Raw genomic sequence first — 25,401 nt, 5'->3', positions numbered from 1 at the left:
CGACGGTTCGGTCAACGAACCTCCTCTTGGGGGACGGGTTGTCCGCGTGGCACCTTCTCTGCATGCATTCCGCCCTCTTCGACTCCCTCACGGCCAGCGAGATCTCCCTCGCGTCGGCGCTCATCAAGCAGCACGGCATCGCCGGTGACCGGCCGGGCTTCGGCTCGCTGTTCCTCGACGAGCCCGACAAGGCGAAGGTGCGTGCCGGAGAGGCCGTCACCCGCCGGGCGCGTGCGATCGTCCTCGACCGCACGTCGGCCGCGTCGTGGAACGTCGTCGTCGACCTCGACGAGGAGACCATCGTGTCGGCCGACCAGCTGACCGAGGGGAGCGCGCAGATGCTCGCCGAGGAGGTCGAGATCGTCGACACCCTCGCCAAGGCCGACCCGCAGTTCGTCGAGGCACTCGCCAAGCGCGGCATCGACGACCTGACGCTCGTGCAGCTCGACCCGTTCGGCGTCGGCAACCGCGCCGACCTAGCCCTCGCAGGCCGGCGCCTCTGGGCCGGCGTCACCTACTTCCGGCACTTCGAGGACGACAACGCGTACGCGCACATCGTCGAGGGTGTCATCGTGCTGGTCGACACGGTCGCGCGCGAGGTCGTCGCGGTCGAGGACGCCGGAGTGCGCCCGATGCCTATGACGTGCGGCAACTACACCGCCGACGCCAACCAGCCGATGCGCACCGACGTCGCGCCCCTGGAGATCACGCAGCCGAACGGTCCGGGCTTCGTGCTGGACGGCCCGCAGATGACGTGGCAGAAGTGGCGCTTCCGCATCGGCATGCACCCCATCGACGGCCTCGTGCTGACCGGCATCGAGTACCGGGACGGAGAGGACTACCGCTCGATCATCCACCGCGCCGCGGTCGGCGAGATGATCGTGCCCTACGGCATCCCCCAGGAGAACCACTACTTCCGCAGCGCCTTCGACGCCGGCGAGTACGGGCTCGGCCGGATGGCCAACTCGCTCGTGCTGGGCTGCGACTGCCTCGGCGACATCACCTACATGGACGCTGTCATGGCCGACGACGACGGCAACCCGACCACGATCGAGAACGCGATCTGCATTCACGAGGAGGACGCCGGCATCCTCTGGAAGCACACCGACTGGGTGACCGGCAAGGTCGACGTGCGTCGCTCGCGCAAGCTCGTCGTCAGCTTCATCGCGACGGTCGGCAACTACCACTACGGCTTCTACTGGAACTTCTTCCAAGACGGCCACATCGAGGTCGACACCAAGCTCATGGGCATCGTGCAGACCATCGCCTACGAGGGTGAGCTGCCCGGACAGGCGAGCCCCGTGGCCGAGAACCTCGCCGCGACGTGGCACCAGCACCTGTTCAACTTCCGCCTCGACATGGAGGTCGACGGCTGGCAGAACACCGTCTACCAGACCGATGTCGACGGCGAGCCGGTCGGACCGACCAATCCGTACGGCAACGCGATCCGGGTGACCAAGACCCCGATCAGGAACGAGCTCGACGGCGACGGCCTCACCAACCCGCAGACGGCCCGCGCCTGGACCGTCGTCAACCCGCACAAGACCAACCAGTGGGGCGTCCCCGTCGGCTACAAGCTGCTGCCGGGCTGGGCGTCGGACACCCTCATCGCCCAAGAGCCCTCGCTGATGGTCAAGCGCGCGGGCTTCGCCACCAAGAACGTGTGGGTCACGCCGTACTCGCCCGACGAGATCCATGCCGCGGGTGACCACCCCAACATGGACAAGTCGGGCAACGGACTGGCCCTGTGGTCGGCCGCGAACCGGCCGGTCGAGGACACCGACGTCGTGCTCTGGCACACGCTCGGCGTGACCCACATACCCCGGTCCGAGGACTGGCCCGTCATGCCCAACGAGGTCGCGAGCTTCATGCTGATGCCGGCCAACTTCTTCGACCGCAGTCCGGCACTCGACGTCCCGGCGGCGGGCTGCAGCCACTGCCCGCCCGGTCAGTGCACCTGCTCGCACTGAGTCCGGGGCGTCACTGCTCTTGGGTAGACCGGTCCGATCCGTCAGCTCCGCGAGCGTCACCGCGTTGTCTTCGACGACCTGCCTCGTAACGCGACCGGCAAGACGTTCAAGCACCAGCTGCGTGCAGCCGTCGTCGAGAGTCCCGCCCGCTGACCGGGGTCAGTCGGACGTCCGCGCCGTGGTGACCGCGAACCCGGCGATCCACTCGGGGATGTCACGGTAGAAGCGCTCTGTCATCTCATAGGGCCCGGCGGCGGCCAGCGAGGCGTAGGCGGCGATCCACGTGCGCACCTCGTGGGCCGAGCCGCCGCCCTCGCTCTCGAACCACTCGTTGGTCCACGTGTCGACGTCGTGCAGGCGCTGAGACTCGAACGTGTCGAGCACGAGATTGTCCCAGGCGGGGTTCAGCGGCCGCATCGAGGACGTGCCCGCGACGTAGTCCAGGGCACCCTGCAGCACTCGTCGCTCGCCGCGTGCCCGCTGCTCGGCCGTCGGCGGCACACCCTCGATCAGGGCGTGCGCGACGGGGGGCGGGGCGCCCTCGAGCACCGGCACCGGCGGGTCGTGCGACAGACCGCCCGAGGCCACGAACAGCACCCGACGGTCGAGCTCCGCGGCCGACTGCCCGATCGCCTCACCCAGGGCCCTCACCCGACTGACGGGTCCGAGCGGCGTCGCGACACCGTTGACGTAGACGGGCACGACCGGCACCGCGTCGATCCCGCCGAACAGCACCTCGAGAGGCTGGGCGAAGCCGTGGTCGACGACCATGTGGGCCGAGACGGTCAGGTCGATCCCGCGCGCCAGTACGCCTTCGGCGAGACGCTTGGCAGCCGCCTCGTCGACCGAGAGCGGTCCAGCGGCCGATCCGAAGTCGCCGACCGCCTCGGCGGCCGTGGCGAGGCAGAACGGCGGCATCGTCTTGTAGAAAAAGCCGTTGTAGTGGTCGGGGGCGTAGAGCACGACCAGCTCGGGAGCGAAGTCCGCGATGAACGCTCGCGCCTCCCCGATGGCGGCGTCGACCGCGGCGACGACCTCGGCAGCCGGCGGATTGGTGTCGATCAGTGGTGAGTGGGACAGTCCCACGAGTGCCATGGGCATGGTGGCTCCTGTTCAGCGGTGTCGGATGGCTTGCGGGTCGGATGGTCAGCGGCGAGGGGACGACGCGGCAGCCGCACCGTGCGGGCGGACGACGATCTTGCCGGTCACGTCCCCCGACGCCATGGCGGTGAAGCCGAGGTGGATGTCGTCGAGGTCGAGGGTCCGGTCGACGATCGGACGGGTGTCGGTGGCCTCGAGCATGCGCAGGAGAGCCACGAGCTCGTGCCGGGTGCAGCCGGTCGAGCCGATGATGCGCTGCTGCAGGTAGAAGACCCGTCCGAGATCGGCGGGCGGGTTCATGCCGCTGGTCGCCCCGGCGATCACGACGGTCCCGCCGGGACGTAGCGACTTCAAGGAGTGCGACCACGTGGCCTCGCCGACGGTCTCGATGACCACGTCGACCCGCTCGGGGAGTCGTTCGCCGGTCGCGACTGCCGCTGCGGCACCCCAGGCCACCGCCGCGGCGCGCTTCTCCGCGCTGCGGCTGGTCGCGTACACGACGGCACCCGCAGCCACGGCCAGCCGGATCGCCGCCGAGGCGACCCCGCCGCCAGCGCCCTGCACCAGCACCCGGTCACCGGCGGAGATCCGCGCCTGGGTGAAGAGCATCCGGTAGGCAGTGCCCCAGGCGACCGGCAGGCACGCCGCCTCGTCGAACGACAGGAAGGCCGGCTTCGGCACCAGGTTGCGGGTCGGCACCGAGATGTACTCGGCGAAGGCGCCGTTGTGCTGCTCGGAGAGCAGCGCCCGCCCCGGGTCGAGGGTCTCGTCCCCGCCGCCCGCGTCGGCATCGGCAATGACGGGATACACGATGACCTCGTTCCCGTCCTCGTCGATGCCCGCGGCGTCGCAGCCGAGCACGATCGGGATGTTGTCGGGCGAGTGACCGACGCCGCGCAGGGTCCACAGGTCGTGCATGTTGATCGACGAGCCGAGCACCTTGACCGTCGACCAGCCCGCTCGGACCTCCGGGCGCGGGACGTCGCGCACCTCGAGGCACGCGAGGGGGTCGTGGGGGTCCTGGGACATGGCGACGGCAGCACGCATGGGGCGATCCTCGTCGACCGCGCGCGCTCCCCGGACGTGGTGTGCCGGAGCGCGGCACGTGGCATGGATCAGGACGTGCCGACCTTGGATCGTTGCGGTCATGGCGACCACTCCGGAGCACACCACGGTGCCTCGCGGCAACCTGACACGTCCTCCCGAGCTTGCCCCGAGCGTCGACGTCAGCGGTCTCGTCGACGTCGAGACGGGCCTGCTCGACCGGGCCATCTTCACCGACGGGCAAATCTACCTGCAGGAGCAGCGCCGCGTCTTCGCGACGAGCTGGCTGTTCCTGGCGCACGAGGACCAGCTCAAGAAGCCCGGCAGCTTCTTCACGACCTACATGGGCGAGGACCCCGTCATCGTCACGCGCGACAAGGGCAAGCGGCTGCGCGCCTACCTCAACTCGTGCCGCCACCGCGGCGCCCGTGTCTGCCGGGCCGACTTCGGTGACACCAAGAACTTCACCTGCACCTATCACGGCTGGTCGTACGACCTTGAGGGAAAGCTCGTCAGCGTGCCCAACTCCGCCGGCTATCCCGACTCGTTCGACAGCAAGGACTGGGGCCTCGTGGAGGTGCCGCTCGTCGAGAGCTACCGGGGCCTCGTGTTCGGCACGTGGAACCCGCAGGCCCCGGCGCTGACGGAGTCGCTGGGCCAGATGGCCTGGTACATGGACGCGATGCTCGACAAGGACGAAGAGGGCACGGTCGTCGTCGGCGGCATCCACAAGTGGGAGCTCGCAGGTAACTGGAAGCTCGCGGCCGAGCAGTTCGCGACCGACTGGTACCACGTCAACATGAGCCACGCCTCGGCGCTGATGGTGCTGTCGCCGACGGGCCGAGGGTCGCGCGACGAGATCGTGCACCGCTCGGGACGCCAGTACGTCGACCCGCAGGGACACGGGGCAGGCTTCCCGGTGCACCCCAAGAACCGGTTCGACGCGAAGACTGTCCACGAGTACTACGACTACGCCGCCCTGCGCGAACGACTGGGTGACGCCCGGGTGGAGGGCCCGCTCACGAACGGTCACGCTACGGTATTCCCGAACTTCTCCTACATGCCGGTCAATGGCAGCATTCGCGTCTGGCACCCGAAGGGTCCCGACCGCATGGAGGTCTGGGCGTGGACCGTTCTCGACAAGTCGATGCCGCCCGAGGTGCGTGAGGCGCAGCGCCTCTACAACCTGCGCACGTTCGGTCCCTCGGGCATCTTCGAGCAGGACGACGGCGAGAACTGGAGCGAGGTCCAGGCGATCTCGCGCGGGTTCGTGACCAACAATGTGCCGCTCAACTACCAGATGGGCATGGGGTCCGAGCGCGACGACGGTCGCCACCCCGGTCTGACCAGCGAGCTCTACAGCGACGCCGCAGGTCGTTCTTTTTACGCGCGGTGGCAAGAGCTCATGAGCACGCCCGCCTGGCACGAGGAGCAGTCATGACCGAGTGGATCAAGGTCGCCGAGGTGGACGACGTCGACGAGGGCGAGGGCATGGTCGTGTCACGCGACGCAACCGGCACGTCCGACGACATCGCGGTCCTACGCGACGACGACGGGACGTTCTACGCGCTCGACGACACCTGCACGCACGAGGACGCCTCGCTGGCCGACGGGTGGATCGGCGACGGCGAGGTCGAATGCCCGCTCCACGCGGGCACGTTCTGCCTCAAGTCCGGCCAGGTCCTGTCGATGCCCGCAACGCGCGACACCACGACCCACGAGGTCGAGGTGCGCGAGGGCTGCGTCTGGCTGCGCCCTCGTGCCGCGGAGACACCATGACCGTGGTGCCCCCGCGGAGGGTCGTGATGGTCGGAGCCGGCATCGCGGGAGTCGCCACGTGCGCCGGCCTCCGGGCCGCCGGCTACCGGGGCGACCTGCTGCTGATCGATGCGGGCGAGCGTCCCTACGACCGTCCGCCGCTGAGCAAGGGCTACCTGGCGGGTCAGAAGGATGGCGAGGCCATCGCGCTCCAGCCCTCGCAGTGGTATGCCGAGCACCAGGTCGAGCTGATGAGCGAGACGACGGTGCTGGGTCTCGACACCGGCACGTTGACGGTGAGCACGTCGGCCGGAGACGTCTCCGGTGACGCCGTCGTCATCGCGACGGGCGGACGGGCGGCAGTGCCGCCCGTGCCGGGTGTCGCCGATGCCCGTGTGCACGTGCTGCGCGACGTGGAGGACGCCGAGCGCCTGAGGGACGCGCTGAGACCCGGCTGCCGCGTGCTCGTGGTCGGGGCCGGGCTGATCGGTGCCGAGGCCGCCTCGACCCTCGTCGACCTCGGGATGTCGGTGACCATGGTCGATCCGGTCGATCCTCCGCTGGCCGCGGTGGTGGGCACCGCGGTGGCCCGCTGGATGCACGACTCCCACGTGGAGCGCGGCATCGACCTGCGCCACGCCGGTGTGGCCAGGCTGGTGGCCTCTCCCGAGGGGATCGTGGCGCACCTCGACGACGGCTCGACCCCGGTCGTGGTGGACCAGGTGCTGCTGGGTGTCGGCATGGTGCCACGCGACGAGCTGGCAGCGGTGGCCGGGCTCGACGTCGATCGAGGGGTGCTGGTCGACCACTGTCAGCGCACCTCTCGCCCGGGCGTCTTCGCGATCGGTGACGTCGCACGGCAGCGGGACGAGGCGGGTCTCCCGCTGCCCCGTGTCGAGCACTGGGAGGGGGCCCAGGACGGGGCCGCCCGGCTCGTGGCCCACCTAATGGGTCTGGACGCGCCGGCCGACCGAGCACCGTGGTTCTGGAGCGATCGGCACGGTCATCACGTCGAGGTGGTCGGCGCGCTGGTCGACGGGTCCGAGCTCGTGTGGAGAGGCGATCCGTCCGCGGCGCCGTTCGCGGTCTTCGCGATCGAGGGCGACCGGTTGCTGGGGGCGGTGGCCGTCGATGACACCAAGGTTGTCCGTGCGGCTCGTCGCATCATCGACCAGCAGATCCGCGTCGATCCCGCCGCGTTGGCTGATGTGTCGACCGATCCGCGCCAGCTCGTCCGGCCGGCGGGTGGTGTGCCGGCGCACGGCACGACGCGTGGTGCATCCGCGGTCCGGACGGTCTGATGGCATCGTGAGCACAGCATCCACCCCACCGGCCGGAGAGATCGGGGCGACCGCGGGGACCTTGGCCGACCACGTCACCCACTTCGCGGTCGAGCAGCTCTACTACCGCGAGGCCGAGCTGCTGGACGACGGACGGTTCGCCGACTGGCTGGACCTGCTGGCCGACGACCTGCGCTACTGGATGCCCACGCGGAGCAACCGCCTGAGACGCCAGCAGGCGCTGTCGATCGCCGCTCCCGGCGAGGCGGCGTACTACGACGAGACGAAGGAGAGTCTCGCCTGGCGCATCCGCCGCTTCGACTCGGGGATGGCCTGGGCCGAGGACCCCCCGTCGCGGACCCGGCACCTCATCACCAACGTCGTGGTACGCCACGTCGACCCGTCGGCCCAGCCGCAGCTGTCGCCCGACGACCTCGTCGTGCGATCTGTCTTCCTGCTGTACCGCAACCGGCTGGAGCGAGAGGTCGACGTCTACGCCGGCAGCCGTACCGACGTGCTGCGCAGGGACGGCACCGAGCTGAGGATCGCCCGCCGGGAGATCCTGCTCGACCAGAACGTCCTGCTCGCCAAGAACATCAGCACCTTCTTCTGACCCCTGCACCACCATCGCCTCGTCGCACCCAGGAGCTCTCGATGACCGCCGACCACGCCCCCGACCCGGCCCTGACCCGGCACGCCGTCGGGACGAGCCTCGGCACGATCTCGGTCGCCGAGGTGGGTGCCGGGCCCGTGCTCGTGATGCTGCACGGAGGCGGGCCGGGGGCGTCGGGCGTCAGCAACTACCACCAGAACCTGCCGGCGCTGAGCCGCGAGTTCCGGGTGCTGCTGCCCGACCAGCCCGGCTTCGGAGAGAGCTACCGGCCGACCGAGGCCGACCTGGATGCTCACTCGATCACGCAGATCACGACCGACGCGTTGCTGCAGACGCTCACGGCGCTCGGCATCGAGCGCTTCCACCTGCTCGGCAACAGCCTCGGCGGGGCGGCCGCGCTCGACCTGGCCATCACCGTGCCCGACCGCGTGATCTCGCTGGTGTTGATGGCACCGGGCGGGGGATGGCTCCCGACGGGGCCGACGCCCACCGAGGGCCAGAAGGCGATGTGGAAGTACTACAACGCCGGCGGCCCGTCGGAGAAGACGATGGCCTCGTTCATCTCGGTCATGGTGGCCGAGCCCAAGCGGTTCGGGCCCGAGATCGTCACAGCACGTTACGAGGCATCCCTCGACGAGACCCACATCGAGTTCTACCACCGCTACAACGCGGCCTTCGCCCGCCGGGGCGGGATGGACCCGCTGTGGCGCGACCTGCACAAGATCTCGGCACCGACGCTCCTGCTGTGGGGCCGCGACGACCGCACGATCACGCTGGACGGCGCGGGGATCATGCTGAAGCAGATCCGTGATGTCCAGCTGCACGTGTTCGGCCGCTGCGGGCACTGGGTGCAGCTCGAGCGACAGGCCGAGTTCGACCGCATGGTGGCCGACTTCGTGCGAGACCACGCATGAGCGGCTGGCTCGAGGGCGACGTCGCCCTCGTCACCGGCGGCGGCTCCGGCATCGGGGCGGCGGTCGCCGAGCGGTTCGTCCGCGAGGGAGCACGGGTCGCGATCGTCGGACGTGACGAGGACAGGCTGCGCGAGACCGTCGAACGCTCGAGCGAGCCGGCGCGCATGACGACGATCGTCGGTGACGTCCGGTCGTCCGACAACATGCACCGGGCGGTGTCCGTCACGGTCGACGCGTTCGGCAGGCTCGACACGCTGGTGGCCAACGCCGGCATCTGGGACTACCAGCGTCAGCTGACCCAGCTCGACGGCCCGCGGCTGGGTGCCGCGTTCGACGAGGTCTTCGCGGTCAACGTCAAGGGTTACCTGCTCGCCGCCGAGGCGGCCTGGCGTGAGCTGGTCGCCACCAGGGGCAGCATCGTCATGACGCTCTCCAACGCGTCCTTCTACGTCAACGGCGGCGGCCCGATCTACACCGCGAGCAAGCACGCGTGCCTCGGGCTGATGAAGGAGCTCGCCTACGAGCTGGCCCCCAAGGTCAGGGTCAACGGCGTGGCGTGCGGTGGCATGCGCACCGACCTGCGAGGTCCCGAGACGCTCGACCTGTCCGATCGTTCGCTGGCCGCCTCGTTCGACAAGCGCGAGGCGAGTGGGGCGACCATGCCGATCCCGCTGCACGACTCGAGCGTCGAGCCGGCCGACTTCACCGCGTCATACGTGCTGCTCGCAGCCCGCGCGCAGAGCGGCAACATCACGGGTCAGGCCATCGAGGTCGACGGTGGCCTCGGAGTGCGCGGGTTCGCCAGCGCGGCTGGAGGGGATCGACTGTGATCACGGCAGCACGGGCAGCAGACGTGAGTCTGGCCCGGTTCGTGGCCCGGCACGCGGCCCACAGGCCCGACAGCCCGGCGCTCGTGTACGACGGCGGCGACCTGACCTACGCCTGCCTGGAGGCGGAGGTCGCGGCGACGGCAGCAGCGCTGGCCGAGCGTGGCGTGGGCCGCGGAGACCGGGTGGCCTACCTCGGCATGAACAGCGGCACGTTCCTCGTCACGCTGTTCGCGTCGTCGCGCCTCGGAGCCATCTTCGTTCCGCTCAACTTCCGTCTCGCCGCACCTGAGGTGGCTGACATCCTCGCGCTGTCCGAGCCGGTCGTCATCGTGTCGGAGGAGGGGCACCGAGCAGTCGTCGAGGCGGCCGGCGCGACCAGCGCCCGCCATCACCTGCTCGTCGACGACGACCCGGCGATCCCAGTGGGGGACGAGCACGACGACCGCTGGGTCATGCTGTCGGCCGCCAAGGTGTCGACCGGTCGGGTGCCCGACCCGGTGGCCATCGGCTTCGACGACGTGGCCGTGCTGATGTTCACCTCCGGCACGACGGGCCGGCCGAAGGGAGTCATCCTGACGGCAGGCAACGTGTGGTGGAACGGTCTCAACGTCGACTCGGTGATCGACACCCGCCGCGACGACGTGACCCTGGCGGTGGCACCGTTGTTCCACATCGGCGGATTGAACGCGTTCACGGTGCGGACGCTGACCCGCGGCGGCACGGTGGTACTGCGCCGGGAGTTCGACCCGGCGCGGACGATGCGCGACTTGGCTGAGCACGGTGTCAACACGTTCTTCGCCGTGCCCGCGATGTTCGCGGCCCTGGCGAGAACCGAGGGCTTCTTCGACCAGGACCTGTCGGCGTTGCGGTCCGCAGTCGTCGCGGCGGCACCGGTCCCGCCGTCGCTCATCGTGGAGTACGCCGATCGGGGCGTGCTGCTGCAGCAGGCGTGGGGCCTCACCGAGACGGCCCCGTTCGCGTCGTACCTCCCCCCTGAGCTGACCCGCACCAAGACAGGATCCGCCGGTCTGCCGATGCCGTTCACCGAGGTGGCGATCGTCGACGTCGCCGACGGCCGCACCGAGCTGCTGCAAGGCCAGTCCGGCGAAGTGGTGGTCAGGGGTCCGAACGTCACCCCCGGCTACTGGCAGAACGAGGCCGCGAACCGGATCGCCTTCGACGACGAGGGCTGGTTTCACACGGGCGACGTCGGGTATCTCGACGACGACGGCTGCCTCTTCATCGTGGACCGCCTGAAGGACATGATCATCACGGGCGGCGAGAACGTGTATCCCGCCGAGGTCGAGTCGGCCCTCGCCGACCTGACGGGTGTCCTCGACGTCGCGGTCGTCGGCGCACCGCACCGGACGTGGGGCGAGACCGTCGTCGCGGTCGTCGCGACCGCGGCGGGCAGCGAGGTCACGCTCGACGACGTCCGCGCCCACGCCGAGCGGTCGCTGGCCCGCTACAAGCTGCCGACCGAGCTCAGGGTCGTGGAGGTGGTGCCACGCAACGCATCCGGGAAGCTCGACAAGATCGCCATCCGCAGCCTGCTGCGGGACGGTTCGTGAGCGGAACGCCGGGCACGGGCACGGGCTCCGGTCCCGTGCCCGTCATCGAGCTCGGCCCCGACTGGCAGGTGGAGGGGGAGACGAGGTCGACGACTGCTGTGCGGCGGCAGGTGCACCGCGCAGGCGTCTCGATCGAGGTCGCGCTGGAGCGAGCCGTGGCAGGGTCGTTCCGGGATGCGTTCCCGGCTGGGGAGCACGACCTCCTCGTCCAGGTGCGACCCTGCGACGACCCCGACGCGGTGGGCGACCTGCTCACCAGGCACGCGTCAGCGTTCGCCCCGGCGGACCCTGCGTGCCGACGGCTCGTCCTCGCCGCGCCCGAGGGGCGCCTCGAGGTGATCGACGTCGCCGAGCGGGCGGGGTACCGGTACGTCGCCGACGTCGAGACCGCCGCCGGGGGGTTCAGCCTGCTGGTCGTCGAGCCCGGTTGGGTCACCTCGGTCGACATGGATCTCGATCGGGTGCCGCAGACCTGAGAGGGATCGTCACCTACCCGACGCGGAGCAGCCCGTCGGCAGGGCGCTGTCCAACCGTGGAGCGAGACGGCGACAGGCGGCGCGTCGCGGTCAGGTGCCGGCCTGCTGCCGCACACACGCGGCGCAGCACCAGCTCCAGCGCTGCGGTCGCGAAGCTGTCGGAAGAACCCGAGACGGAGAGCGCGGCCACGACGGTGCCGCGGACGATGATCGGTGCCGCCACGCAGGAGAGGCCGGCCACGGCCTCGTCGGTGTCGTGGGCGATGCCACGGCGCAGCACCTGGTCGAGCTCGATCGCGAGATCGGCGGGGTCAGTGATGGTGCGCGTCGTCAGCGCGCGCAGCGTGCCCGCCATGAGAGCCTCGCGCGCGCCGGGGTCGTACGCGAGCAGCGTCTTGCCGACTCCGGTGCAGTGGGCGGGAGCCCGTCCGCCGACCCTAGAGGGTGCCGCCGCGGAGCGGTGCCCGAAGATCTTGCCGAGGTAGACGACGTCAGAGCCCTGCAGGACGGCGAGGTGCGTCGTCTCGTGCGTGGCCTCGTAGAGCTCGGCGAGGAACGGGGTCACCCCTTCGCGGATCAGCCCGTGCCGGCGTGTCTCCGTCGAGGCCGAGAGCAGCTGCAGCTGGTGCCCGAGCCGGTAGGTCTTGCCGTTCTTGTCGACGACGCCGTTGCGCGTGAGCAGGCCCAGCAGACGGAATGCGGTCGACTTGCTCATGCCGCTGCGGCGCGCGAGTTCGCTCACCCCCAGACCGGAGTGCGCATCGTCACCAAATGCGGTCAACAGGCTGATGGCCTTGTCGACGGCAGCTCGGGTGTCGCGCTCGGGGGCACCAGCGGCTGGCGACATGTGAGGTCCTGTTCTGTCGGAGGTACCCGTCGATCTTGCTCCGCGCCAGGGGTTCGGTCAAGTAGTTCAGGTGGTATATTATAAATGACGAGGAGGTATCGTGTCGGAGATCGGTCAGCTGGCGGCCCGCAACGTGAGGCGTTACCGGACGGAGCGCCAGTTTTCGATTGGAGAGCTGTCCCGGCGCAGCGGCCTCTCCAAGCAGACGCTGTCCAAGCTCGAGCAAGGTGAAGGCAACCCCACGGTCGAGACGCTCGATGCAGTCGCCGCCGCGCTCAACCTGTCGGTGCGGCGCCTCCTCACTGAATGGGGGTCGCCGGTCTACGTTGTTCCCAAGGACGACGGAGACTGGGCCCGCGGCGAGCTGCGGCAGTCGAAGCTGCTCGATGAGATCTACGGCTCCGGATTCGTTCGCACATCTCTTCTGCGTCTGGAGCGCATCGGGACCTCGCCGGCGATCGACCGGAGCGACGGCCATGCCCGGGGATCGTTGCACCACTGCTACGTCGTCGCCGGCCAGATCCGGTTGGGCCCCGACGGAGATACCGTCGTTGCCGCCCAAGGTGACTTCGTCAGGTTTCCGGCCGACACGCCGCACACGTACGAGGCGTTGTCAGCGTCGGCGCTGGTGCACATGGTGACGACGCTCCCCGGCGTTCCTCAGTTCGGCCCGACCGAGCAGCGCTAAGCACTCGGGGTGTGCCCAGGCCTGCGTCGGACCGTACGGCTCGTGGGACCGCTCTGCGGCACAACGCGTGGCGGAGGCAGGGCGGCGCGCCTACCGTGACGCCCACCACACCGTCCGTCTTGACCTCGACCCGGGAGACGCCATGACCTCTGATCCTTTGACCACCTACCAGCACATCGGCCTGTTCACGGGGGTCCCGCAGCACGAGAACTTCAATCGGATGGGCCAGATCCTCCCGTCAGCCCGGATGGAGCCGTCGAGCTCGCCGCGCGCCTGGGACGTCGGCACGCCCGTCGACGCGCCGGAGACCTACGAGACGCACGGGGAGAGCCGGTCGTTCGAGCAGTTCTTCGTCGATACCGACACCGCAGCGCTGATGATGCTCGAGGACGGCAGGATCCGGTACGAGCGCTACGCCCTCACCGGGGGGCCCGACGTGCCGTGGCTCTCGATGTCGGTCGCCAAGAGCTTCGTCTCGACCCTCGTGGGGATCGCCCTCGAAGAGGGTCACATCGCCAGCATCGACCAGCCGATCAGCGACTACATCACCGTCAACCCGGGATCGGCCTACGACGGGGTCACGATCAAGGACGCCCTGCGCATGTCGTCGGGTGCCCGCTGGAACGAGGACTACGCCGACACCGCCTCGGACGTCTTCGGGCTCACGGGTGTCATGGCCGGGTTGGCCACCGCGCAGGACTTCGTGGCCGGCATGGCCAAGGAGTCCGAGCCGGGAACCGTCTGCCGCTACAACTCCGGCGAGACCCTCGCCCTCGGCCTGCTGATCGTCGCGGCGACCGGTCGGTCTCTGGCCGACTACATGCAGGAGAAACTGGTCGAGCCTCTCGGATTCACCGCCCCGAGCTATTGGCTCGTCGACTCGACCGGCATGGAGCTGGCCTTCGCGTGCTTCAACGCGACGGCGCACGACTACGCCCGGATCGGCGAGCTGTTCCGCAACGGCGGAGCCGTCGACGGACGTCAGCTCGTCTCGGCCGAGTGGGTCGCGGCGGCCACCTCGTTCGACGACCCGCTGCGCGCGCCGGGCCGGCCGATCGTCGGCGCAGGCCCCGTGGGACTGGGCTACGGCTACCAGTGGTGGCTGCCGGACGGGTCGGACGGCGAGTTCACCGCACTGGGCGTCTACAACCAGCTGGTCTACGTCGACCCGTCTCGTCGTCGCGTCGTCGTCAAGCTGTCCGCCAACCGCGCCTACGGCACGTCACCGGACGAGGCGACCAATCGCGACGAGGAGAACGTCGACTTCGTCCGGGCGCTCGCGCGGCGCGACTGACCGAGGCCTGTCGAGCCCGCAGTCCGCTGAGCGAGTCGCCGCCATGGCGCGGTCGACCGCGATGGTCTTGCATGGGCACGACCACGACGAGAGGTGCCACCATGTCCAAGGCCTACGTGAATGCTGCGATCTACACCGCGACCGGGGGTGCGCCCTGGGCGGCGGCCATGATCGAGCAGGACGGGGTCATCTCGGCGATCGGTGACGCCGCGGCGTTTTCCGACGCCGTCGCGGCGGCCGATGAGGTCGTCGACCTGGGAGGGCGGATGGTCATGCCGGGCGTCCATGACGCCCACACCCACCTCGTGAGCGGACTCAACCGCTGGGAGGTCGCTTTCGCGGCACACGCTGGTCCGGAGGAGATCCTCGAGGCACTTCTGGCGTGGGACGGCCCCCGCCCGAAGGACGCGCAGGGCAACAGCTGGCTCGTGGGCGGCCGGTACTGGCCCGAGGTGTTCGGTGATGCCGGGCCCAATCGTGCCTTCCTCGACGAAGCGTTTCCCGACGTGCCGGTGCTGCTGCACGACAGATCGGCGCACAACGCGCTGGTCAACTCGTACGCTCTCGAGCTCGCCGGGATCGACGAGTCGACCCCTGACACCAAGAACGGCCGCGTCATCCGCGACGCCTCTGGACGTGTGACGGGCGAGCTCTACGAGCAAGCCCGGTGGCCTCTGTTCCGGGTCATGGGCGTGCACGACGACAGCATCATGGAGCTCGCTGTGCGGCACGCACGGGACCTCAACCACCAGTTCGGTGTCACGTCGGTGCAGGACGCCTCGTCAACGGGCCAGCTGTTGAAGGTCCTGCGCAGCCTCGACGAGGCGGACCAGCTCGATCTCCACGTGGCTGCTCACCTGGTCTGGCGGGAGGAGTTCTTCGGCATGGCCGGGTCAGACGAGCTGAACCGCATGATCGACCACCACGAGGACTACGCGTCCGAGCACGTCGACACGCGCTTCGTGAAGTTCTGGCTCGACGGAGCACCGATCCCGCCGTACTGGACCCACTCGTGCATCCATGAGGACGGCACCGTCGACGAGGATCACCTGCTGATCCCCCAGGATGAGATGAACGCCGCGATGGTGCGCTTCGACGCTGCGGGGCTCATGGTGAAGATCCACTGCGGTGGCGAGGGTGCGGTGCGTCGGGGCCTGGACGCCGTCGAGCACGCTCGATCCGTCAACGGGCCGGGCGGTCCGCGCCATGAGCTGGCGCACTGTGCCTTGATCGACCCGGCCGACTTTCCGCGTTTCTCCGCGTTGCGGGTGGGCGCTGAGATGTCTCCGGCGGTGTGGCACATCGCCGAGCAGGGCGTGAGCCACTTGTACGAGTTCGACACCGTCGTCGCATCGGGGGCTGAGATGACCTTCGGCACCGACTGGAGCGTGTCCGAGACCCCCAACCTGTTCCCGGCGCTGCAGGGAGCGATCGAGCACGGTGACCAGTCGATCGATCTCGAGACAGGCCTGGCGGCGATGACGACCGCCGGGGCGCGGGCCGTCGGTGTCGCCGATCGGCGCGGAACGCTCGCGATGGGGAAGGACGCCGACTTCATCGTGCTCGACCGCAACCTGTTCGAGATCCCGACCGACGAGATCGGCGGCACGGTCGTGCTGAGGACCGTGGTCGGCGGCCGCACGGTCCACGACCTGCTGTGATCTGGCAGCGGTACTGCTGAGCGAGACGCTTGCGTTTACTCCCGCTCGCGGGGGCGGGAGTGTGTCCTCATGACCGTGAATCAGGAGAACGTCACTACCGCCGCCCAGCGTCTCGCCCAGGCCGCCGACACGAGGCAGCCGTGCGAACCCGTCCGCGACTTGATCGGTCGCGACGACCTCGACAGCGCGTACGCCGTCCAGGACGTGCTGACCGCACGCCGCGTGGCCGACGGCGAACAGGTCGTGGGGCGCAAGATCGGCCTGACGTCGCTGGCGGTGCAGAAGCAGTTGGGCGTCGACCGCCCCGACTTCGGTGTGTTGTTCGGCTCGATGGGTCATGCCGACGGTGCCACGATCGAAGTCGCCGACCTGATGCAGCCGAGGGTCGAGGCCGAGATCGCTTTCGTGCTGGGCGCGGATCTCGTCGACGGTCCGCTCGACGCCGAGCAGGTGCGCGCCGCGACCGATCACGTCGTCGCGGCGCTCGAGGTGTGCGGCAGCCGCATCCGCGACTGGGACATCAGCTTCGGCGACACCGTCGCCGACAACGCGTCGGGCGCGGCCTTCGTGCTGGGCGCCGACCAGCGCAGCCTCGACGAGGTGGTGCCAGCGGAGGTCGAGATGACGATGTCGATCGACGGCGCTGAGGCGTCCACCGGCAGCGGCGCAGCCTGTCTGGGCGACCCCGTCGAGGCTGTGGTGTGGCTCGCGCGCACGACGCGTGACCTCGGAGAGCCTCTGCGTGCCGGGCAGGTGATCCTCTCGGGTGCGCTCGGGCCGATGCGACCCGTCGTGGCGGGTCAGCGCGTCAGTGCGACGCTGTTGGGCCTCGGCTCGGTCTCCGTCGACTTCGCCTGAGCCGCCCCTCCGCGCCGACCCGGAGCGACTGTTCGGGGGCGCGTCCAGGGAGGGGTCGCGACGTCCCGCGGTGCGGCACGTCGGCGGGTATGTGCACGGGATGGTTCGGTCAGCGAAACCCCGTCATCCAGAGGGGCGGCTCGCCGTGCTGTCATCGGGCACCTTCTCGGCCGGTGTGCATCCCTCTCGGTGCCGGCCGAATCGTCCCGTGCCGGGATCCGGCGCGTCCCCCCTTGGAGGAATCACATGTCCTTGCTCGCCCCTCGCCGCCTTTCCGCGGCTCTCGCCCTGGTGCTAGGCACCTCGCTGGTGCTGTCGGCCTGCGCATCCAGCTCGGACTCGGGGTCCGGTTCCGATGGTGGTTCCGGCTCCGGCAAGAAGTTCACGATCGGCATCTCGAACCCTCAGGGGGCCCAGCCGATTCTGAAGCTCACCCAGGACACGCTCACGGCCGCCGCCAAGAGGGACGGCATCGAGGTCAAGGCGCTCGACGCCCAGCTCGACGCCGCCAAGCAGGTGACGGACGTGGACCAGCTCGTCGCGCAGAAGGTCGACCTGATCATCGTCTACCCGCTCGACCAGAACTCCCTCAAGCCGGCCCTGAAGCGGGCCACTGACGCCGGCATCAAGGTCATCGGCTGGGCGGCCCTCCCATCGCCCGACTCCGATCTCGGGTTGCTGTCGGCCAACGTCGAGACCGGCGGCCTCAGCGCCTCGGTGCAGGTTGCCGACTTCGTCAAGACCCAGCTGGGGGGCAAGGGCAAGGTGCTCGGCGTGGGACTAGGTGCCCCGGTTCCGGCACTGGACCTGTTGCTGAAGCAGTACCAGGAGCTTGTCACCGAAGACTCTGACATCTCGTGGCTGGGTCGCGTCGACAACCCCACCGACGACATCGCCGGTGCCCAGAAGGTCATGGCCACGACGCTCACGAAGTACCGGAACGACGTACAGGGAGTCATGGCCTACAACGACTCGTCGGCCATCGGCGCGGCCGTAGCGGCCAAGGCCGCCGGTCTCGACGACCTCGTGATCGTCGGTGCCAATGGCGACGACGACGGCATCGCGGCTGTCAAGGACGGACGCATCGACGCAACCCTCGACCTGGTGCCGTGGCGAACTGGCCTGATCCTCGAGACGCTCTCAAAGGCGATCCTCGAGCGCAAGAAGTTCCCCACCTACGTTGAGACGACTGCGGTCGTGTACTCGAACGACAACCTGGGCGAGCGGGTCGACTGGAATGACGCTGCCGGCAAGATCGCCGACGGCAGCATGACGTGCGCCGACGCCGGGTGCCCGGACGACGTCGCAGCCCTGGTTCAGTGAGCTGACCGTCTCGGACCCGTTCCACCCGTCAGCACCTGAAGGAGATCAGCATGGAGCCACCTGTTCTGCAGATGCGGGACGTGCACAAGCACTTTGGTCGCACGCACGCTCTCAAGGGCGTGGACTTCGAGCTGGGGGCCGGTGAGGCGCACGCCTTGCTGGGGGAGAACGGGTCCGGGAAGTCAACGTTGATGAAGGTCGCCTACGGGGAGGTGGTGCCGTCGGGCGGGCAGGTGCTGCTGAGGGGGGAGCCCGTGAGCTTCGCCAACCCGTTGCAGGCCTCGCGTGCGGGGATCACGATGGTCGCCCAGGAGGTGCCGGTCGTGGCGAGTCTGACCGTCGCGGAGAACATCGCGCTGGGGCGCCTGCCCGGTCGAGCGGTGCGGGTCGACTGGCGCGATGCGCGCCGTGCGGCCGCCGAAGCCCTCGACGAGCTGGGGTCCGGCATCCGGGTCGACCAGCTCGTCGGGTCGTTGGGGCCGGGCGACCGGCAGGTCGTCGCGATCGCGCGGGCCGTGGCCGTGAAGTCGTCGGTCGTGATCTTCGACGAGCCGACCAGCTCGTTGACCGCCGAGCTGACCGAGTCGCTGTTCGAGATCATCCGCCGCATGAAGGAGCGCGGTATCGCAATCGCGTTCATCTCCCAGCGGTTGCAGGACATCGAACCCGTGGCCGATCGGGTCACGGTGCTGCGTGACGGGGCATTGGTCGACACCCTGGACATCGGCGACGCCGACGAGTCTACGATCACTCGCCTGATGGTGGGCCGTTCGTTGACCGACTACTTCCACCGGGAGATCTCCACCGGCGACTCATCGGCGGCCGAGCCGGTGCTGTCGGTGCGTGACCTGGCCGTGCCGAACCGGGTCGAGGGAATCAGCTTCGACGTGCGGCCCGGTGAGGTCGTGGGCCTGGCAGGCCTGGTGGGGTGCGGACGCGTCGAGGTGGTGCGGTCGATCTTCGGTGCCGATGCCGCGTCGGGCGAGGTCACCGTGGCCGGCAAGGCCTACCCCCGCCGCACGCCCCGTGGGTCGATCAAGCGGGGCCTGGCGCTGGTGACCGGTGACCGCAAGGGCGAGGGCCTCGTGCCGGCCGCGAGTGTGATGCACAACCTGACCATGATCCCCAACAGCCGGCTGTCGCTGATGCCAATCAAGGCCTCCGGGCAACGTCGCGACGCCGTCGACGCGATGCGCGAGCTGCACGTGCGTCCTGACGACCCGTCGCTGCCGGCCGGGAGCCTGTCGGGCGGCAACCAGCAGAAGGTCGTCATCGGCCGCTGGCTCGCCGGCAGCCCGCAGGTGCTGCTGATGGACGAGCCGACGCGCGGTGTCGACGTCGGTGCGAAGTCCGAGATCTACCGCCTCATCCGCGAGCTGGCCTCGCAGGGCGTCGCCGTAGTCATCAGCTCCTCGGAGAACGTCGAGCTGCTCGGCGTGTGCGACCGGGTCCTGATGATGTTCCGCGGCCACGTCGTGGCCGACCAGCCAGCCCACCAGCTCGACGAGCTGACCATCGCCGAACACGTCGCAGGAGTCCACCATGTCTGAGCCCACCCTCGCCACCCCGCCCGAGACCACGCCCGAGACCCCGCCTGGCGCGCCGTCCGGCGGAACCCCGCCGTCACTGCGCGGCCCCGGCGTCGCGGGCACCCTGCTGCACCGCTTCCGCGGCTTCGGCGGTGCGCTCGCCGCGTTGCTCGTGATGGTCGTCTACCTCTCCGTCACCCAGGAGTTCTTCGCGACCAAGGCGAACATCCTGAACGTCCTGTCGGGCAACAGCGCCATGATGATCACCGCCATCGGGCTGACGTTCATCGTGCTATCGGCCGGCTTCGACCTCTCGGTCGGCGCGATCTACGCCGCCGCCGGTTACGTCGCGTTCCGCTCCCTCGACGCGGGACTGCCCCCGATCGTCGCCCTGCTGCTGGGCGGCGCCATGGGTATGTTCCTCGGCGGTGTCGTCAACGGCGTCCTGATCGGCCGCCTACGCCTCAACTTCTTCGTCGTCACCCTCGGCACCTCATCGCTGTTCACCGGCGCGCTGAACGTTGTCACCAACGGCAAGACCAGCTCGATCAACGAATCCGAGACCAGCCTGTTCTACCGGCTCGGCAACGGCAGCGTCCTCACGATCCCCGTGCCGGTGATCCTGAGCCTCGTCGTGCTCGTGATCAGCTTGTACGTCCTGCGCCTGACGTCCTTCGGCCGCGCGATCTACGCTGTCGGCGGCAACCCCGAGGCTGCCAGGCTCGCCGGCATCAACGTCTCGTGGGTCTACGTCTGCGTCTACGGCATCGGCGGCCTCCTGGCCGCCACCGCAGGCATGGTAGACGCCAGCCGCCTCGCCTCAGCCTCACCCACCGCCGGCGCCACCCTCGCCCTGACTGCCGGATCCGCAGTGCTGCTCGGCGGCACCAGCTTCTACGGCGGCGTCGGCGGCGTTGGCGGCACCGTCATCGGGGTCCTGCTCATCGCCGTCCTCCAGAACGGCCTCGGCCTCATGGGCGTCTCCGCCTTCTGGCAGGGCGTGGTCACCGGCATCGTGCTCATCGTCGCGGTCCTCCTCGACAAGCTCCAGTCACGGTCGGCGGCATGACGGGGCGCACGAGCATGAGAGCGCTGCGGATCCACGCCTGGGGGGAGCCGCCGCGGCTCGCCGAGGTCGCGGTGCCGCGGCCCGGTCCCGGCGAAGCGCTGGTCGAGGTCGCGGCGGCGAGCCTCTCGCACTTCGACTTGACGGTCGCGAGCGGCGAGTTCGGCATCCGGCCCGAGCTGCCCTACGTCCCCGGTGTCGAGGGGGCGGGGACGGTCGTGCAGTCCGACGTGTTCGCACCGGGTGCACGGGTGTCGATCCGCGGGGGAGGGGTCGGCGTCACGACGCCCGGCACGTGGGCCGAGCTCGTCGTCGTCCCGCACGAGGCCCTTACCGAGGTGCCCGGCGGCCTCGACCTCGATCTCGCGGCCGTCGCCTACGACCCCCTCACGACGGCGCACGTCAGCCTCACCGGGGTCGCACGCCTGGGCGACTGGCCCGACGCGGGCGTCGCGTCCGTCGCCGACGAGGTCGTCGTGGTGACGGGCGCCGCCGGCGGAGTGGGCTCGATGGTCGTGCAGGTGGCGCTGAGGGCCGGAGCACGCGTGATCGCGCTGGTCTCGTCCGAGGCGCGCTTCCCCCTGGTGCCGAAGGGTGCCGAGGTCGTGTCGATGAAGGACGTCGCTCGCGCGGCCGAGCTCGCAGCCGATCCCGCCGTCACCCTGGTGGTCGACACCGTCGGCGGCGAGGGCCTGGCCGAGCGCATGACGTGGGTGCGGCCGGGAGGGCGCGTGGCCGTCGTCGGCTACACGGCCGGCACAGCCGCGACACTCGACCTGCCCAACTGGCTGCTGGGCGACGTCTCGGTGCTGCCCGTCAACCTGCTCCGTCGCGCGGGCGAGGGCGATGCGGTGGTCGACGAGCTGACCCGCCTGCTTGTCGAAGGCGAGCTCACGGTGGCCCTGGAGGCCTTCGAGATGGGCGATGTCGGAGAGGCCCTCGACCGTCTGACGACGGGCCGCATCAGCGGCAAGGCCGTGCTGCACCCGCAGTAGCCCGTCACGCGTCCTGGGTGTCAGCGGCTGCGCCAGACGTCGACGACGTGCTGGGCGGTCTTGCTGGCGAAGGCCTCGATCGACACCATCGGGTTGACGCCGGGTGCCGTGGGCAGCGCCGAGGCGTCGACGACGTAGACGCCGGCGCAGTCGTGCAGCTGGCCGCGCCCGTCGACGACCGACGTCGCCGGGTCGGTGCCCGTCGCGCAGGTGCCGCTCTGGTGGGCCGACAGCGTCAGCACATCGTCCTTCTCCAAAGATCCCAGCACGTCGAGGAACGCGTCGAAGTCCTCGCCCTCGCGCCAGCGCGGATCACCGGGCAGGAACGTGAAGACCTCCTTGGCACCCGAGGCCTTGATGATGCGGGCGAGCTCCTGGTGCGTGCGGCGCACGATCGCGAGGTCGACGGGATCGTCGAGGCCCCACGTCGCGACGGGCATCCCGGCGGCGTCGCGCTCGATGTGCCCCGCACCGTGGTCGCGGGCGAAGCCCCAGACGCCTGACACGTGCTTCAGGCGCAGCTGCTCGCGCTTGTGCTGCTCGCCGTCGTGCCACGGCGTCAGGCCGGTCCAGAAGCCGAGGCCCATGGGCGCGGCCTCGACGACGAATCCGTGGCCGTCCTCGACCTGGTTGAAGTCGTGGCAGACGCTCGTCAAGATCTGGCCCGCCCAGCCCTCGACGACCTCGTCGTAGACGCCGCTCATGAAGTACGAGGGGTGGACGTGCAGGTTCTGACCCACCGCCGGGCCGCCGAGGCCCGAGCCCTGCAACAGCGTCGGTGACGCGAGTGCACCGGCCGCCACGACGACGACGGATGCCTCGATGACGACCTCTCGCTCGCCGTCGGCGGTGCGGACGACGGCCCGCACTCCGGTCGCGTGACCGTCGGCGTGCAGCACCTCGCGCACGTCGCAGTCCGCCAGCAAGCGGCCGCCGGAGTCGCTGGCGTCCTGCAGGAAGGTCTTCATGGTCGATTGCTTGCAGCCCACCAGGCAGCCCGCGTTGCACTCGCCGCAGAAGCGCGCGTCGTCGTCACGGGCGTTGCGGGCGAGGGTCTCGTGCTTCATGCCCGCCGCGTCGAAGCCCCGGTTGAGGATCTGGTTGACACGGTTGTGCACGGTGTTGGCCGGGTCGGCGTTGATGCGTCGCATGACGGACTCGAGATGAGGTTGCAGCTCGGCCGGCGTGGCACCCACCATGCCGGCGGCAGTCCACTCGTCGAGCACGTAGTCGGGGGTCGGGAGGCAGGCCATCGAGTTGACTGTCGTGCCACCTCCGACCGTCGAGCCGGCGAGCATGCCGACGCTGGCGTCGGTCGACCAGATGAAGCCGCCGCCCAGGTAGAGGTTGGGGAAAGACAGCGCCTCGAGCTGCGGGAGGTCGGGTTCGTTGCGGTAGGAGCCCTTCTCGAGCACCAGCACGTCGAGTCCGGCATGGGCCAGGCGGGCGGCCGCGACGCCGCCGCCGGCACCGGAGCCGACGACCACGACATCGGCCTGCAGCGTCTGCTCGGCCTCGGCCGGGAGCTCCTCGTGGCGCAGCGTCTTGGGGAAGGCGTCCTCCGAGGGAGGTGCCAGCAGCGGCCCCGGGAAGCCCAGCGCCGGCCACGTCGGGTTCGACATCTGCTCGTCGGGGACCGTGTAAAACATCGCCAGCACGGTGCTCTGCAGGATGAGGGCGCCGGGACGCGTCGCGTCCGACTCGAGCGCGTCCCGCCACACCGCGACGCGGCGATCGGCGTCCTCGGTGGCGAAGTCGTCACCGAGGGCGGAGAGCGTCGTCGTGACGAGGTCCTGCACGTGGGGTGCCCACAGCGGCAGCACCGACGCCAGGATCTGGTCGACGGCGAGGTCCGTCGCGCTCGTCGTCCACAGGGTTTGCTCGGCGGCGTCCTCGGCCGGGACGTCGATGGCCGGCACGATGGTGTCGCACAGTGCGCTCAGCAGGCGGATGTCGGTGGTGGGCGTCGTGTCAACGGTCACGGGGGCTCCTTCTCCAGGGGGACTGCCATGGTGCTCGACGCCACGTCGCCGCCAAGGCCCGGCGGTCCGATGAGCGGACCGCCGGGCGCGATCGGCTCGAGCGTCGAGGCCCTACGACCGGAGGAACGTCTCCACGGCGTCGACGACCTCGCGGCTCTTGGTCTCCATCAGCGGGATGGTTCCGCCGGGGATGATCGCCTGATCCACGCGCTCAGCGTTGACCAGGTGCTCGGCGAGCTTGGCAACGGACGGCAGGGCGAACGGGTCGTCGCTCGCCCCGATCAGGAGCGTCGGGGCCACGACGTGACCGATCCGGTCCTCCATGACGTAGCGACCACAGGCCATGTGACCCTCGGCGGGGGTGACGCCCGGTGCCAGCGCGTCGCGCACGAACCGGTCGAGGAGATCGGGGCGGCTGGCCGGGTAGTACGGCTGCCGCAGCGCCCACAGCGTCGTCAGGTGCGAGCCATCGTCGGCGATGTCTGCCTCGTCGACTCCCGGACCGCCGGCGTGAGCGTCGCGGTATGTCTCGTCCGCCCACGGTGCGGACGACAGCAGGAGCGAGCGGACGCGCTGGGGGGCTCGCGCTGCGATCTCCACGGCCACGGCACCGCCGGTGTGGTGCCCGAGCAGATCGGTGGTCTCGATCGAGAGCGCGTCGAGGAACGCCAGCACGCCGTCGGCGATGGCCTCGATGGACTGCGGTGCCGCGATCTCGTAGCTGAGGCCGAAGCCGGGCATGTCGATCGCCAGGACGCGGTAGGACTCCGCGAGCAGCGGCAGGACCTCGCGGTACTCGTCGAACGACCGCGGCGTCTGGTGCATCAGGACGATCACAGGACCCTCGCCCTGCTCGACGTAGTGGACCTGCCCGAGGGGCGTGTCGGCGTAGGCGCGTCGCGGGGTGCCGATGCTCATGAGGGTCTCCGTCACCGAGTGTAGGGGTCATCGGAGTATCGGCGAGGCGGGTCGGGCCGGCACCCCGACCGGTCCGCTGAGCGGTCCACGACCGGCTGTCGAGCGGCTCGGGTGACGCCCCGGTTTCGGCGATGTTTCGAGTCCACTGAGCGATCGGCGAGGCGGCCGACGGCGGCGTCGTGTGGACAGTGGTGATCCTCAAGGCCACGATCGTCGTGCTGTCGGTGCCCGTGCTGGCGCGTCGTCGCCGGACGCTCGCCGACGTGCCTCGGCGCTGGTTGGCGGGCGTCGTCCTGTCGATCGGCGTCATCGACGTCGCCGGCACGCTGCTGCTCGCCCACGCGACGACCCTCGGACTGGTGAGCCTCGTCGGCGTGGTGGCCTCGCTCTACCCGGTCTTCACGGTGCTCCTCGCCGGGTGGGTGCTGCACGAGCGGATGCTGCGGCGCAGCAGATCGGCGCGCTCGTCGCCTTCTCGGGCGTCGCCCTGCTCGGTCTGGCCTGATCCGACGCGGAATTATCCACGTTCGTGGCAGCCCCGCAACCAGAACGCGGGAGGATCAGTCCTGGGTCGCGGAGCCGGCGCGTGTCACTCAGCGAACCGGACGCGTGGTCAGCGTGAACGTGACTCTCCACACTGTCCGCTAGTCGACGGCCGTACACCCCTTGAGCCGTCCCAGCAG

The 25,401-nt window shown here is 69.7% G+C and carries 22 protein-coding genes and 1 pseudogene; 18 read left to right on the top strand and 5 right to left on the bottom strand.

What is annotated here, in order from left to right:
* Positions 1–62: 62 nt before the first annotated feature.
* Positions 63–1,970, top strand: a complete 1,908-nt coding sequence (locus AC1DVU_RS01705) for a primary-amine oxidase (RefSeq protein ID WP_476920691.1) — start codon at positions 63–65, stop codon at positions 1,968–1,970.
* A 159-nt stretch (positions 1,971–2,129) separates the two neighbouring features.
* Here AC1DVU_RS01705 and AC1DVU_RS01700 read toward each other — a convergent pair whose 3' ends face one another.
* On the bottom strand, positions 2,130–3,071 hold the full coding sequence (locus AC1DVU_RS01700) for a 3-carboxyethylcatechol 2,3-dioxygenase (protein ID WP_476920690.1): 942 nt from the start codon (positions 3,069–3,071) through the stop codon (positions 2,130–2,132).
* Positions 3,072–3,116: 45 nt separating this feature from the next.
* Positions 3,117–4,220, bottom strand: a complete 1,104-nt coding sequence (locus AC1DVU_RS01695; RefSeq protein ID WP_476920689.1) for a zinc-binding dehydrogenase — start codon at positions 4,218–4,220, stop codon at positions 3,117–3,119.
* On the opposite strand from AC1DVU_RS01695, the gene AC1DVU_RS01690 reads away from it, so the two are divergent.
* From AC1DVU_RS01690 to AC1DVU_RS01655, 8 genes are read left to right on the top strand one after another with little or no spacing between them, the layout of a single operon-like run.
* Positions 4,219–5,556: an aromatic ring-hydroxylating dioxygenase subunit alpha gene (locus tag AC1DVU_RS01690; RefSeq protein WP_476920688.1), complete on the top strand. Its 1,338-nt coding sequence runs from the start codon at positions 4,219–4,221 to the stop codon at positions 5,554–5,556. The genes AC1DVU_RS01695 and AC1DVU_RS01690 overlap by 2 nt on opposite strands.
* Complete coding sequence (locus tag AC1DVU_RS01685; protein ID WP_476920687.1) at positions 5,553–5,894, top strand: non-heme iron oxygenase ferredoxin subunit; 342 nt, start codon at positions 5,553–5,555, stop codon at positions 5,892–5,894. The genes AC1DVU_RS01690 and AC1DVU_RS01685 overlap by 4 nt, the downstream gene beginning before the upstream one ends.
* A complete protein-coding gene (locus tag AC1DVU_RS01680) occupies positions 5,891–7,174 on the top strand; it encodes an NAD(P)/FAD-dependent oxidoreductase (protein ID WP_476920686.1) in 1,284 nt (427 codons plus the stop codon). The genes AC1DVU_RS01685 and AC1DVU_RS01680 overlap by 4 nt, the downstream gene beginning before the upstream one ends.
* A gap of 7 nt (positions 7,175–7,181) precedes the next feature.
* Positions 7,182–7,766 (top strand): 3-phenylpropionate/cinnamic acid dioxygenase subunit beta, encoded by a 585-nt coding sequence (locus AC1DVU_RS01675; protein ID WP_476920685.1) that lies wholly within the window; start codon positions 7,182–7,184, stop codon positions 7,764–7,766.
* 41 nt (positions 7,767–7,807) lie between these two features.
* The gene (locus tag AC1DVU_RS01670) at positions 7,808–8,680 is read left to right on the top strand and encodes an alpha/beta fold hydrolase (RefSeq protein WP_476920684.1); all 873 of its coding nucleotides are present in this window, start codon (positions 7,808–7,810) and stop codon (positions 8,678–8,680) included.
* Positions 8,677–9,510, top strand: a complete 834-nt coding sequence (hcaB, locus tag AC1DVU_RS01665; RefSeq protein WP_476920683.1) for a 3-(cis-5,6-dihydroxycyclohexa-1,3-dien-1-yl)propanoate dehydrogenase — start codon at positions 8,677–8,679, stop codon at positions 9,508–9,510. The genes AC1DVU_RS01670 and hcaB overlap by 4 nt, the downstream gene beginning before the upstream one ends.
* Complete coding sequence (locus AC1DVU_RS01660) at positions 9,507–11,081, top strand: AMP-binding protein (RefSeq protein WP_476920682.1); 1,575 nt, start codon at positions 9,507–9,509, stop codon at positions 11,079–11,081. The genes hcaB and AC1DVU_RS01660 overlap by 4 nt, the downstream gene beginning before the upstream one ends.
* Positions 11,078–11,557 (top strand): hypothetical protein, encoded by a 480-nt coding sequence (locus AC1DVU_RS01655; RefSeq protein WP_476920681.1) that lies wholly within the window; start codon positions 11,078–11,080, stop codon positions 11,555–11,557. Before AC1DVU_RS01660 ends, AC1DVU_RS01655 begins: the two co-directional genes overlap by 4 nt.
* Positions 11,558–11,570: 13 nt before the next feature.
* Here the strand turns inward: AC1DVU_RS01655 and AC1DVU_RS01650 are convergent, their stop codons facing one another.
* On the bottom strand, positions 11,571–12,404 hold the full coding sequence (locus AC1DVU_RS01650) for an IclR family transcriptional regulator (RefSeq protein ID WP_476920680.1): 834 nt from the start codon (positions 12,402–12,404) through the stop codon (positions 11,571–11,573).
* Positions 12,405–12,504: 100 nt separating this feature from the next.
* On the opposite strand from AC1DVU_RS01650, the gene AC1DVU_RS01645 reads away from it, so the two are divergent.
* From AC1DVU_RS01645 to AC1DVU_RS01610, 8 genes are all read left to right on the top strand, one after another.
* On the top strand, positions 12,505–13,092 hold the full coding sequence (locus AC1DVU_RS01645; protein ID WP_476920679.1) for a helix-turn-helix domain-containing protein: 588 nt from the start codon (positions 12,505–12,507) through the stop codon (positions 13,090–13,092).
* Between the two features lie 142 nt (positions 13,093–13,234).
* On the top strand, positions 13,235–14,386 hold the full coding sequence (locus tag AC1DVU_RS01640) for a serine hydrolase domain-containing protein (RefSeq protein WP_476920678.1): 1,152 nt from the start codon (positions 13,235–13,237) through the stop codon (positions 14,384–14,386).
* A gap of 101 nt (positions 14,387–14,487) precedes the next feature.
* Positions 14,488–16,047, top strand: coding sequence for an amidohydrolase (locus AC1DVU_RS01635; RefSeq protein ID WP_476920677.1), 1,560 nt, complete (start codon positions 14,488–14,490; stop codon positions 16,045–16,047).
* Positions 16,048–16,116: 69 nt separating this feature from the next.
* On the top strand, positions 16,117–16,905 hold the full coding sequence (locus AC1DVU_RS01630; RefSeq protein ID WP_476920676.1) for a 2-keto-4-pentenoate hydratase: 789 nt from the start codon (positions 16,117–16,119) through the stop codon (positions 16,903–16,905).
* Between the two features lie 246 nt (positions 16,906–17,151).
* Entirely contained in the window at positions 17,152–18,228 is a 1,077-nt protein-coding gene (locus AC1DVU_RS01625; protein WP_476920675.1) for a sugar ABC transporter substrate-binding protein, read from the top strand.
* A 50-nt stretch (positions 18,229–18,278) separates the two neighbouring features.
* Complete coding sequence (locus tag AC1DVU_RS01620) at positions 18,279–19,778, top strand: sugar ABC transporter ATP-binding protein (protein ID WP_476920674.1); 1,500 nt, start codon at positions 18,279–18,281, stop codon at positions 19,776–19,778.
* Complete coding sequence (locus tag AC1DVU_RS01615) at positions 19,771–20,826, top strand: ABC transporter permease (RefSeq protein WP_476920673.1); 1,056 nt, start codon at positions 19,771–19,773, stop codon at positions 20,824–20,826. The genes AC1DVU_RS01620 and AC1DVU_RS01615 overlap by 8 nt, the downstream gene beginning before the upstream one ends.
* Positions 20,823–21,818: a quinone oxidoreductase family protein gene (locus tag AC1DVU_RS01610; RefSeq protein ID WP_476920672.1), complete on the top strand. Its 996-nt coding sequence runs from the start codon at positions 20,823–20,825 to the stop codon at positions 21,816–21,818. Before AC1DVU_RS01615 ends, AC1DVU_RS01610 begins: the two co-directional genes overlap by 4 nt.
* A gap of 20 nt (positions 21,819–21,838) precedes the next feature.
* On the opposite strand, the gene AC1DVU_RS01605 is transcribed toward AC1DVU_RS01610, so the two are convergent.
* Positions 21,839–23,800 carry a GMC family oxidoreductase N-terminal domain-containing protein gene (locus AC1DVU_RS01605; RefSeq protein WP_476920671.1) on the bottom strand — a complete coding sequence of 654 codons (1,962 nt, stop codon included), beginning with the start codon at positions 23,798–23,800 and terminating at the stop codon, positions 21,839–21,841.
* A 111-nt stretch (positions 23,801–23,911) separates the two neighbouring features.
* Entirely contained in the window at positions 23,912–24,718 is an 807-nt protein-coding gene (locus AC1DVU_RS01600; protein WP_476920670.1) for an alpha/beta fold hydrolase, read from the bottom strand.
* A 179-nt stretch (positions 24,719–24,897) separates the two neighbouring features.
* On the opposite strand from AC1DVU_RS01600, the pseudogene AC1DVU_RS01595 reads away from it, so the two are divergent.
* A pseudogene (locus AC1DVU_RS01595) lies at positions 24,898–25,146 on the top strand (hypothetical protein); the annotation flags it as partial.
* Positions 25,147–25,401 lie beyond the last annotated feature (255 nt).

It is taken from the genome of Aeromicrobium sp. P2_G6 (genome assembly GCF_056403535.1).
This window is presented reverse-complemented; position numbering and strand designations above follow the sequence as displayed.

Coding starts and splice junctions, on each gene's coding strand:
- AC1DVU_RS01705 (WP_476920691.1), top strand. CDS start 63: ATGCATTCCGCCCTCTTCGACTCCCTCACGGCCAGCGAGATCTCCCTC.
- AC1DVU_RS01700 (WP_476920690.1), bottom strand. CDS start 3,071: ATGCCCATGGCACTCGTGGGACTGTCCCACTCACCACTGATCGACACC.
- AC1DVU_RS01690 (WP_476920688.1), top strand. CDS start 4,219: ATGGCGACCACTCCGGAGCACACCACGGTGCCTCGCGGCAACCTGACA.
- AC1DVU_RS01695 (WP_476920689.1), bottom strand. CDS start 4,220: ATGACCGCAACGATCCAAGGTCGGCACGTCCTGATCCATGCCACGTGC.
- AC1DVU_RS01685 (WP_476920687.1), top strand. CDS start 5,553: ATGACCGAGTGGATCAAGGTCGCCGAGGTGGACGACGTCGACGAGGGC.
- AC1DVU_RS01680 (WP_476920686.1), top strand. CDS start 5,891: ATGACCGTGGTGCCCCCGCGGAGGGTCGTGATGGTCGGAGCCGGCATC.
- AC1DVU_RS01670 (WP_476920684.1), top strand. CDS start 7,808: ATGACCGCCGACCACGCCCCCGACCCGGCCCTGACCCGGCACGCCGTC.
- hcaB (WP_476920683.1), top strand. CDS start 8,677: ATGAGCGGCTGGCTCGAGGGCGACGTCGCCCTCGTCACCGGCGGCGGC.
- AC1DVU_RS01650 (WP_476920680.1), bottom strand. CDS start 12,404: ATGTCGCCAGCCGCTGGTGCCCCCGAGCGCGACACCCGAGCTGCCGTC.
- AC1DVU_RS01640 (WP_476920678.1), top strand. CDS start 13,235: ATGACCTCTGATCCTTTGACCACCTACCAGCACATCGGCCTGTTCACG.
- AC1DVU_RS01635 (WP_476920677.1), top strand. CDS start 14,488: ATGTCCAAGGCCTACGTGAATGCTGCGATCTACACCGCGACCGGGGGT.
- AC1DVU_RS01630 (WP_476920676.1), top strand. CDS start 16,117: ATGACCGTGAATCAGGAGAACGTCACTACCGCCGCCCAGCGTCTCGCC.
- AC1DVU_RS01625 (WP_476920675.1), top strand. CDS start 17,152: ATGTCCTTGCTCGCCCCTCGCCGCCTTTCCGCGGCTCTCGCCCTGGTG.
- AC1DVU_RS01620 (WP_476920674.1), top strand. CDS start 18,279: ATGGAGCCACCTGTTCTGCAGATGCGGGACGTGCACAAGCACTTTGGT.
- AC1DVU_RS01615 (WP_476920673.1), top strand. CDS start 19,771: ATGTCTGAGCCCACCCTCGCCACCCCGCCCGAGACCACGCCCGAGACC.
- AC1DVU_RS01610 (WP_476920672.1), top strand. CDS start 20,823: ATGACGGGGCGCACGAGCATGAGAGCGCTGCGGATCCACGCCTGGGGG.
- AC1DVU_RS01600 (WP_476920670.1), bottom strand. CDS start 24,718: ATGAGCATCGGCACCCCGCGACGCGCCTACGCCGACACGCCCCTCGGG.